Origin of the sequence: Rahnella sp. WP5 (assembly GCF_000745615.1) — a bacterium.
Lineage (GTDB): Bacteria > Pseudomonadota > Gammaproteobacteria > Enterobacterales > Enterobacteriaceae > Rahnella > Rahnella aceris.
Map to the genome: position 1 here is coordinate 460,905 of NZ_KN050721.1, position 9,648 is coordinate 470,552.

At 50.5% G+C, this 9,648-nt stretch carries 11 protein-coding genes and 1 tRNA gene; all 12 read left to right on the top strand.

The window, feature by feature from the left end; genetic code table 11:
• Window positions 1-409: 409 nt before the first annotated feature.
• The 12 genes from cydA (at window position 410) to EX31_RS23510 (ending at window position 9,641) form a co-directional block, all read left to right on the top strand.
• A complete protein-coding gene (gene cydA, locus EX31_RS23460) occupies window positions 410-1,978 on the top strand; it encodes a cytochrome ubiquinol oxidase subunit I (RefSeq protein ID WP_013576435.1) in 1,569 nt (522 codons plus the stop codon).
• A 14-nt stretch (window positions 1,979-1,992) separates the two neighbouring features.
• On the top strand, window positions 1,993-3,132 hold the full coding sequence (gene cydB / locus EX31_RS23465) for a cytochrome d ubiquinol oxidase subunit II (protein ID WP_037037106.1): 1,140 nt from the start codon (window positions 1,993-1,995) through the stop codon (window positions 3,130-3,132).
• Between the two features lie 10 nt (window positions 3,133-3,142).
• Entirely contained in the window at window positions 3,143-3,256 is a 114-nt protein-coding gene (gene cydX / locus EX31_RS25650; RefSeq protein ID WP_013576433.1) for a cytochrome bd-I oxidase subunit CydX, read from the top strand.
• Between the two features lie 2 nt (window positions 3,257-3,258).
• Window positions 3,259-3,552: a cyd operon protein YbgE gene (gene ybgE / locus EX31_RS23470; RefSeq protein ID WP_037037109.1), complete on the top strand. Its 294-nt coding sequence runs from the start codon at window positions 3,259-3,261 to the stop codon at window positions 3,550-3,552.
• A 149-nt stretch (window positions 3,553-3,701) separates the two neighbouring features.
• A complete protein-coding gene (gene ybgC, locus EX31_RS23475; protein WP_013576431.1) occupies window positions 3,702-4,106 on the top strand; it encodes a tol-pal system-associated acyl-CoA thioesterase in 405 nt (134 codons plus the stop codon).
• Window positions 4,103-4,792: a Tol-Pal system protein TolQ gene (gene tolQ, locus EX31_RS23480; RefSeq protein ID WP_013576430.1), complete on the top strand. Its 690-nt coding sequence runs from the start codon at window positions 4,103-4,105 to the stop codon at window positions 4,790-4,792. The genes ybgC and tolQ overlap by 4 nt, the downstream gene beginning before the upstream one ends.
• Before the next feature lie 11 nt (window positions 4,793-4,803).
• Window positions 4,804-5,235 carry a colicin uptake protein TolR gene (tolR, locus tag EX31_RS23485; protein ID WP_013576429.1) on the top strand — a complete coding sequence of 144 codons (432 nt, stop codon included), beginning with the start codon at window positions 4,804-4,806 and terminating at the stop codon, window positions 5,233-5,235.
• Window positions 5,236-5,348: 113 nt separating this feature from the next.
• Window positions 5,349-6,584 carry a cell envelope integrity protein TolA gene (gene tolA / locus EX31_RS23490; RefSeq protein ID WP_037037112.1) on the top strand — a complete coding sequence of 412 codons (1,236 nt, stop codon included), beginning with the start codon at window positions 5,349-5,351 and terminating at the stop codon, window positions 6,582-6,584.
• Between the two features lie 129 nt (window positions 6,585-6,713).
• On the top strand, window positions 6,714-8,006 hold the full coding sequence (tolB, locus tag EX31_RS23495) for a Tol-Pal system beta propeller repeat protein TolB (RefSeq protein ID WP_013576427.1): 1,293 nt from the start codon (window positions 6,714-6,716) through the stop codon (window positions 8,004-8,006).
• Between the two features lie 48 nt (window positions 8,007-8,054).
• Entirely contained in the window at window positions 8,055-8,567 is a 513-nt protein-coding gene (gene pal / locus EX31_RS23500) for a peptidoglycan-associated lipoprotein Pal (protein ID WP_013576426.1), read from the top strand.
• 9 nt (window positions 8,568-8,576) lie between these two features.
• Entirely contained in the window at window positions 8,577-9,368 is a 792-nt protein-coding gene (gene cpoB, locus EX31_RS23505; protein ID WP_013576425.1) for a cell division protein CpoB, read from the top strand.
• A gap of 197 nt (window positions 9,369-9,565) precedes the next feature.
• A tRNA-Lys gene (locus EX31_RS23510) sits at window positions 9,566-9,641 on the top strand.
• Window positions 9,642-9,648: the final 7 nt, after the last annotated feature.

Genomic DNA, 9,648 nt, shown 5'->3' on the forward strand with positions numbered 1-9,648 from the left:
TGATGAAGACATTATAGAAATAAACAATGAGATAGGCTTAAATTGCGTCAGATCAATTACAGCGATTATCACTGTTTTGTTCTTAAATTGACCTGTACACGGAAATCCGCTTTGGGTCACTAAAAAACCTATTTAATGTGTGGGATTACTGGCGTAACATAATGCTCCTGTAACCATCCGTTTTTTGTATGATTATTTTTCCCGTGATTTTGCCCGTTCATCAGCCTGTTACAGGCCCGCTGTTCGCGCTTTTTCCGGGTTCAGAGTGTCCCGCTGACAGCGTTACTCGCACTGAATGCTGGCTCTCTGTTCTGCACACATTTGAATACTGGTAGTCATGAGGCGTTCCGGCAACCGGTTCGTCAGAGATCGCAATTTGGGGTCTTCCTCCGAGGAGCAAGGGGTCAAGATGTTTGATATCGTTGAACTGTCGCGTTTACAGTTTGCTTTAACAGCCATGTACCATTTCCTATTTGTCCCATTAACGCTGGGTATGGCGTTTTTACTGGCAATTATGGAAACGGTTTATGTGCTTTCCGGCAAACAAATCTATAAAGATATGACCAAATTCTGGGGCAAACTTTTTGCAATTAACTTTGCATTGGGCGTTGCAACCGGTTTAACCATGGAATTCCAGTTCGGGACTAACTGGTCATATTTCTCACATTACGTCGGTGATATCTTCGGTGCGCCTCTGGCGATTGAAGGTTTAATGGCGTTCTTCCTGGAATCCACTTTAGTGGGCCTGTTCTTCTTCGGATGGGACCGTCTTTCTAAAGTTCAGCATATGACAGTGACCTGGTTTGTTGCCCTTGGCTCAAACTTGTCAGCACTGTGGATCCTGGTGGCGAACGGCTGGATGCAAAACCCGATTGCATCGACCTTCAACTACGAAACCATGCGTATGGAAATGGTCAGCTTCTCTGAGCTGGTTCTGAACCCGGTCGCACAGGTTAAATTCGTTCATACCGTAGCGTCTGGTTATGTGACTGGCGCGATGTTCATTCTGGCTATCAGCTCTTACTACCTGTTAAAAGGCCGCGACGTAGGTTTTGCGAAGCGTTCATTTGCTATCGCTGCAAGCTTCGGTCTGGCCGCAGTGCTCTCCGTTATCGTACTGGGTGATGAATCCGGTTATGAAATGGGTGACGTACAGAAAACCAAACTGGCGGCTATCGAAGCAGAGTGGGATACCCAACCTGCACCGGCAAGTTTCACGCTGTTCGGCATGCCTAATCAGGACAAAATGGAAAATGAATATTCCATTCAAATTCCTTACCTGCTCGGCCTGATTGCTACGCGTTCCGTGGATACGCCGGTTACTGGTCTGAAAGACCTGATGGCGCAACATGAAGTGCGTATCCGCAACGGTATGAAAGCGTACACCCTGCTGGAAGAACTGCGTTCGGGCAATACTGACCCGAAAGTCCGCAGCGATTTTGAAAATGCTAAGCAGGATCTGGGCTACGGTATGTTGCTCAAACGCTATACCGACAACCCGGCGGGAGCGACTGACGCACAGATTCAGAAAGCTACCAAAGATTCTATTCCACGCGTTCTGCCTCTGTACTTCGCATTCCGTATCATGGTTGCCTGCGGCATCCTGATGTTCGTCCTGATTGCGCTGTCCTTCTATACCGTCCTGCGCGGCAAGATTGGTCAGAAACGCTGGTTACACCGCGCGGTATTCATCGGCCTGCCATTGCCGTGGATTGCTGTCGAAGCGGGCTGGTTCGTGGCTGAATATGGCCGTCAGCCTTGGGCGATTGGTGAAGTGTTACCGACTGCGGTTGCACACTCTTCACTGACTGTGGGTGATGTACTGTCCTCGATGATCCTCATCTGCGGTCTGTACACCCTGTTCCTGGTCGCTGAAATGTTCCTGATGTTCAAATATGCGCGCCTGGGCCCAAGCAGCCTGAAAACTGGCCGTTATCATTATGAACAAACTTCAGCGCCACTTGAGCAAGCTCGGTAATAGGGAGTCCACTTATGTTTGATTATGAAGTTTTACGGTTCATCTGGTGGGTGCTGATTGGCGTGCTGTTTATCGGCTTCGCCGTCACCGATGGATTTGATATGGGCGTAGGCATCCTGGTGCGCATTATCGGTAAAACCGATACTGACCGCCGCGTGATGATTAACGCCATCGCCCCGCACTGGGACGGCAACCAGGTCTGGCTGATTACGGCCGGTGGCGCATTGTTCGCTGCCTGGCCGATGGTCTACGCAGCGGCTTTCTCCGGCTTCTATGCCGCGATGGTGCTGGTGTTGTGCGCCTTGTTCTTCCGTCCGCTGGGCTTTGACTACCGTTCAAAACTCGAGAGCCCGCGCTGGCGTGGCATGTGGGACTGGGGCATCTTTATCGGCAGTTTCGTCCCTGCACTGGTGTTCGGTGTGGCGTTCGGTAACCTGCTGCTGGGTGTTCCGTTCCATATCGACAGCGACCTGCGTCTGTTCTACACCGGTAACCTGTTTGGCCTGCTGAACCCGTACGGCATTCTGGCCGGTCTGGTGAGCCTGACTATGCTGATCACCCAGGGCGCTACCTACCTGCAAATGCGTACTGTGGGTGAATTGCACCTGCGTACCCGTACCGCGTCGCAGATTTCTGCGCTGGTGATGATGGTGTGCTTCCTGCTGGCGGGTATCTGGTTAGTGAAAGGGATTGATGGCTTCACCGTGACATCCGTTATGGATCACGCTGGCCCGTCTAACCCGCTGCGCAAAACTGTGTCTCATGAAGCGGGTGCATGGCTGGCGAACTTCAACAAGACGCCGGGCCTGTGGGCAATTCCTGCGTTAGGTGTGATTTTGCCGCTGCTGACCATTTTGTTCTCGCGCATGAATAAAGCCGCGCTGGCGTTCATCAGTAACTCACTGACTATCGCCTGTGTGATCCTGACTGCCGGTATCACTATGTTCCCGTTCGTGATGCCTTCTATCACTGAACCGAATGCCAGCCTGACAATGTGGGATGCGACATCTACGCTGTTGACGCTGAGAGTGATGACCGTTGTCGCTTGTATCTTTGTGCCAATCATCCTGATTTACACCTCATGGGCGTATTACAAGATGTTCGGGCGCCTCGATAAACACTACATCGAGAACAACAAGCATTCGTTGTATTAAGGAGAACACCATGTGGTATTTTGCCTGGATCCTCGGCACCTTACTGGCTTGCTCATTCGGTATCATTACCGCGCTGGCGTTTGAACACAGCGAAGCCAATAAAGCGGCTAAAGAAGAGAAGTAATAATGAGTGTGATCGTGGATAAACTCTACGCCATCACAGACAAGGGCCCCTTGCGGGCCCTTTCGCTTGTGATGTCACTGATACTGGCCGGTTGCGTTTTCTGGAAACCGGGCATGTTTGCCTCGTCGACCAGTCAGCTTGAAGTCTGGCATGGGCTCATTTTGATATGGGCTGTGTGCAGTGGCGTGATCCACGGCCTGGGATTTCGCCCGAATAAATCAGTCTGGAAGGCTTTCTTCTCGCCATTACTGGCGATGATTGCGCTAGCTGCAGGACTTTATTACTTTTTCAGCTGATTTTTTGCATAAAAAAAAGACAAATTTACAGTAATTTTCTTATGGGCCGTGCTGGCCCATAATTATTTTCATTCCAGCAATCCTACCCATTCCCAACCCCAATTCTCTTGCGTATAGTAGTGCCGTCAAATTGCATTACGGGATGTACAGTGAGTAATTCGTTGTTCCGATGGCCGGTTCGTGTCTATTTTGAGGACACAGACGCGGGAGGTGTGGTCTACCATGCCCGATACGTCGCCTTTTATGAAAGGGCTCGCACAGAGATGTTGCGCCAACGCAATTTTCACCAGCAGCAGTTGCTGAGTGAACACGTCGCTTTTGCTGTCCGCCGCATGACGGTCGAATACTTTGCACCAGCTCGCTTAGATGACCTGCTGGATGTTCAGAGTGAGATTACGTCCATTCGCGGAGCTTCTCTTACTTTTGCACAACGAATTCTTGATTCGCATGGAAACCTTCTGAGTTCTGCAGAAGTGTTGATCGCATGCATTGATCCAAACCAAATGAAGCCCCGAGCGCTTCCTAAGTCTATTGTCGCGGAGTTTAAGCAGTGACTGACATGAACATTCTTGATTTATTTTTGAAGGCCAGCATCCTGGTCAAGCTGATTATGCTTGTCCTGGTGTGCTTCTCTATCGCGTCCTGGGCGATCATCATTCAACGCACCAAAGTGCTGAATGCCGCCACCCGCGAGGCAGAAGCGTTCGAAGATAAATTCTGGTCCGGTATCGAACTTTCCCGTCTGTATCAGGAAAGTCAGGGCCGCCGCGAAACCCTGAGCGGGGCAGAGCAGATCTTCCATTCCGGTTTTAAAGAGTTCGCCCGCCTTCATCGTGCCAACAGCCACGCGCCAGAAGCCGTGATTGAAGGTTCTTCACGTGCGATGCGTATTTCTTTTAACCGTGAACTCGAATCACTTGAAACTCACATTCCGTTCCTTGGTACTGTCGGTTCTATCAGCCCTTATATCGGTCTGTTCGGTACAGTCTGGGGGATCATGCACGCCTTTATCGGTTTAGGTTCTGTGAAACAGGCAACGTTGCAAATGGTTGCTCCGGGTATCGCAGAAGCACTGATCGCCACCGCGATTGGTCTGTTTGCCGCCATTCCTGCTGTTATGGCGTATAACCGCCTGAACCAGCGTGTGAACAAGCTTGAGCAAAACTACGATAACTTCATGGAAGAATTCACGGCTATCCTGCACCGTCAGGCTTTCTCTCGCGAAACCAGCAGTAACTAAAGGGGGAGAGTATGGCTCGTTCACGAGGTCGTCGTAACCGTCGCGAAGGTAAGTCGGAGATCAATATCGTTCCGCTGCTGGACGTACTGCTGGTTCTGTTACTGATTTTTATGGCAACAGCGCCCATCATTACCCAGAGTGTGGAAGTTGATTTGCCTGACGCAACGGATTCTAAAACGGTGTCCAGCGATGATAATCCGCCAGTGATTGTTGAAGTGTCTGGCGTGGGTCAATACACCATCGTGGTTGACCATCAGCGTATGGAACAATTGCCTGAACAGCAGGTGATCGCGGAAGCGACCAGCCGTATTCAGGCCAATCCGAAGACGGTATTTCTGATCGGTGGTGCGAAAGATGTGCCTTATGACGAAATTATTAAGGCGCTGAACATGCTGCATCAGGCTGGCGTGAAGTCTGTCGGATTGATGACACAACCTATCTGAGGATAGGTAATTTGTAACACTTATTTGAAACCCGGCATTCTCTGGCTTGTTAAAAGTATGACAGGCAATACAGGAAACCGGGTTTTTAGTAATCCTGTCTTGGGAAATCTATTTTGGTAAAGGCAACTGCAACTGAACAAAACGATAAGCTCAAACGCGCCGTTATTGTTTCGGTCGTTCTGCATATCATCATTATAGCCCTGTTGATTTGGGGATCGCTGGACGAAGATACCAGCATGAGTGGCGGCGGTGGCGGTAGCGATATCTCTGCCGTAATGGTTGATCCAAGTGCCGTGGTCGATCAGTACAACCGTCAGCAGCAGCAACAGGCTGATTCCCAACGTGCTGCCGCAGCGCGTCAGAAAAAATCAGAACAACAGGCTGAAGAGCTGCAACAGAAACAGGCCGCAGAACAGCAACGCCTGAAAGAACTTGAGAAAGAGCGTCTGCAAGCGCAGGAAAATGCCAAGCAGCAGGCTCAGGAACAGGCCCAGCAGCAGAAGCAGGCTGAACAAGCCGCTGAGCAGGCGAAAGAACAGCAGAAACAGGCAGAAGCTGCTGCCGCACAAGCGAAGGCTGAAGCGGCCAAAGCGGCCGCTCAGGCGAAAGCAGATGCTGCGAAAGAAGCGGCTAAAGCACAAGCTGATGCGCAGAAAAAAGCAGCGGCTGATGCTAAAAAACAAGCAGAGGCTGAAGCCGCCGCCGCTGCCGCCGCAGCGAAGAAACAAGCCGAAGCGGACGCTAAGAAAGAAGCGGCCGCAGAAGCCAAAAAACAGGCTGCTGCTGAGGCAAAAGCTCAGGCCGCGGCTGATGCGAAGGCACAAGCTGACGCCGATGCCAAAGCCGCCGCCGATGCAAAAGCTGCCGCTGCCGCAGAGAAAAAAGCGGAAGCTGCCGCTGCTGCCAAGAAAGCTGCAGCGGATAAAAAAGCTGCCGCCGCCGCAGCAGCCAAAGAAGCCGCTGATGCGAATAACTTATTTGATGGCCTTGCCGACTCCAAAAATGCACCGAAAGGCGCAACAGGTGGCGGCGCTTCTGCTCCTTCAGGGAAGGGGACTCAGAAAAAGGCGGGGGCATCCGGGGCTGATATTGCGAACTATGGTAGCCAGATTAAGGCTGCCATCGAGAGCAGATTCTATGACGCGTCATCTTATACAGGCAAAACCTGTGCGTTGCGCGTTAAAATGAACCCTGATGGCTCATTAATCAGTGTGTCGGCAGAAGGTGGGGATCCTGCACTGTGTCAGGCGGCGCTGGCTGCAGCCCGACAGGCGAAGTTCCCGAAACCGCCTTCTGAAGCCGTCTATGAAGTATTTAAAAATGCTCCGATAGATTTCAAACCTCAATAAAAGATGAAAATGATAACTTTTCAGATTTTTACGATGGTTTGCAGGGTGTAATTCTAGTTTTGTGTGCGTTGGTTTGTTAAAATTCTGCTAAATTATCGCGGGCAGATACGTCCAGATAAGGGAGATACAATGAAGCAGGCATTTCGAGTAGCGTTCGGCCTTTTGATGATGTGGGCATCTGTGGTTCATGCAGAAGTTCGCATTGAAATTACCCAAGGGGTAGATACAGCTCGTCCGATTGGCGTTGTGCCATTCAAATGGGCTGGCCCGGGTACACCACCTGAAGATGTGGGTGGTATCGTTGCTGCTGACTTACGTAACAGCGGCAAATTCAATCCTATTGATGCATCACGTATGCCTCAGCAGCCAACCTCCGCCGCAGAAGTGACTCCTGCTGCCTGGACCGCGCTGGGTATTGATGCTGTTGTTATCGGTCAGGTTCAGCCTGCAGCCGATGGCAGCTATGTGGTGTCTTACCAACTGGTGGATACCTCTGGCGCACCAGGTACCGTGCTGGCGCAAAACCAGTACAAAGTGACCAAACAATGGTTGCGTTATTCCGCCCATACCGCCAGCGATGAAGTGTTTGAAAAGCTGACCGGTATTAAAGGCGCATTCCGTACCCGTATCGCTTATATCGTGCAGACTAACGGCGGGAAATTCCCGTATGAACTGCGTGTAGCGGATTACGATGGATACAATCAGTTTGTCGTTCACCGTTCACCTGAGCCTCTGATGTCTCCGGCCTGGTCTCCGGACGGCAGCAAACTGGCTTACGTCACCTTTGAGAGCGGTCGTTCAGCATTGGTGGTTCAGACGCTGGCAAACGGTGCAATCAAGCAGATTGCTTCATTCCCTCGTCACAACGGTGCACCTGCTTTCTCTCCGGATGGCAGCAAACTGGCTTTCGCACTGTCTAAAGACGGTAGCCTGAACCTGTATGTGATGAATCTGTCTTCTGGCCAGATTAGTCAGGTGACTAACGGACGTAGCAACAATACGGAACCAACCTGGTTCCCGGACAGCCAGAATCTGGCATTCACGTCGGATCAGGGCGGTCGTCCGCAGGTTTATAAAGTCAATATTAATGGCGGTGCGCCTCAGCGTCTGACCTGGGAAGGCTCGCAGAATCAGGACTCTGATGTAAGTACAGATGGCAAGTTCCTGGTTATGGTGAGCAGCGCCAGCGGTACACAGCACATCGCTAAACTAGATCTGGCAACGGGAGCCGTTCAAACATTGACGGACACGTTCCTGGATGAAACGCCTAGCCTCGCACCAAATGGCACCATGGTAATTTACAGTTCCTCTCAAGGACTGGGTTCCGTATTGCAGTTGGTATCGACTGATGGGCGCTTCAAAGCGCGTCTTCCGGCAACTGATGGACAGGTCAAATTTCCTGCCTGGTCGCCGTATCTGTAATGCATAGAAAAACTATGTATGGCAAAAAATTATAAAAGGATCGAATAGATGCAACTGAATAAAGTGCTGAAAGGGCTGATGCTGGCGTTGCCTGTACTGGCAGTAGCTGCTTGTAGTTCTCACAAGAACGCAGACAACGACCAATCCAACGGTATGGGTCTGAACTCTGGCGCAGGCACTGAAAACGCAAACATGTCTTCAGAAGAGCAAGCTCGTCTGCAGATGCAAGAACTGCAGAAAAACAACATCGTTTACTTTGGCCTGGACAAATACGATGTGTCTTCTGAATTCGCTCAGATGTTGGACGCGCACGCTGCTTTCCTGCGTAGCAACCCGTCTTACAAAGTGACTGTAGAAGGTCATGCTGACGAACGTGGTACTCCAGAGTACAACATCGCCCTGGGCGAACGTCGTGCTACTGCTGTTAAAATGTACCTGCAAGGCAAAGGCGTTTCTGCTGACCAAATCTCTATCGTTTCTTACGGTAAAGAAAAACCAGCTGTACTGGGCCATGACGAAGCGGCATACGCTAAAAACCGTCGTGCCGTACTGGTATACTAAGAGAGTAGTATGAGCAGTAACTTCAGAACTCACCTGTTGAGTCTGTCGTTACTGGTTGGCGTAGCGGTCCCATGGGCCGCTACTGCCCAAGCGCCAATCAGTAATGTCGGCTCAGGCTCGATTGAAGATCGGGTCACCTCTCTGGAGCGTATTTCTAACGCTCACAGCCAGCTATTAACTCAACTCCAGCAACAACTTTCTGATACCCAACGTGATATGGATACTCTTCGTGGTCAAATCCAGGAGAACCAATATCAGTTGAGTCAGCTTGGTGATCGCCAGAAGCAGATTTTTAATCAACTGGACAGCTTAAGCCAGAGTTCTGCCGGAGCCGCCAGCACGGGTGCTGCAGCAGCCACAGGTGACGCTTCCGGTTCTGCTGCCACAACGCCTGATGCGGGTGCTGCACAAGCCCCGGCAAGCACCGGTGACGTGAACAGTGACTACAATGCTGCAGTTTCACTGGCGCTGGAAAAGAAACAGTATGATGAAGCCATCGCGGCTTTTCAGAGTTTCGTAAAAAAATATCCTGATTCAACTTATCAGCCTAATGCCAATTACTGGCTGGGACAGTTGTATTACAACAAGGGTAAAAAAGACGATGCTGCCTATTATTTTGCAGTTGTGGTCAAAAACTACCCTAAGTCTCCAAAAAGTTCTGACGCAATGTTCAAGGTTGGGGTGATCATGCAGGAGAAAGGGCAGGCTGATAAAGCCAAAGCCGTCTTCGCACAGGTCGTGAAACAGTACCCAAATACCGATGCGGCAAAACAAGCTCAAAAACGTTTATCTGCAAAATAGTTCCTCGTTCAGGTCCGGAAAATGTACATATCGTGCATTTTCTGGGCTTGAGTGTGTGAAACGCCATCAGTTAGCACTCTTTCTGAAAATTAAAGTTGCACTGAAAAGTTAAATAAGTAATATATGCCGCCGTTGCCCAGACAACTCCAAACGGCTAACGCTGTCAGAGATTTAGGCAATATGCAGCAGGTTTAGATGGGCCGTTAGCTCAGTTGGTAGAGCAGTTGACTTTTAATCAATTGGTCGCTGGTTCGAATCCAGCACGGCCCACCACTTTTAA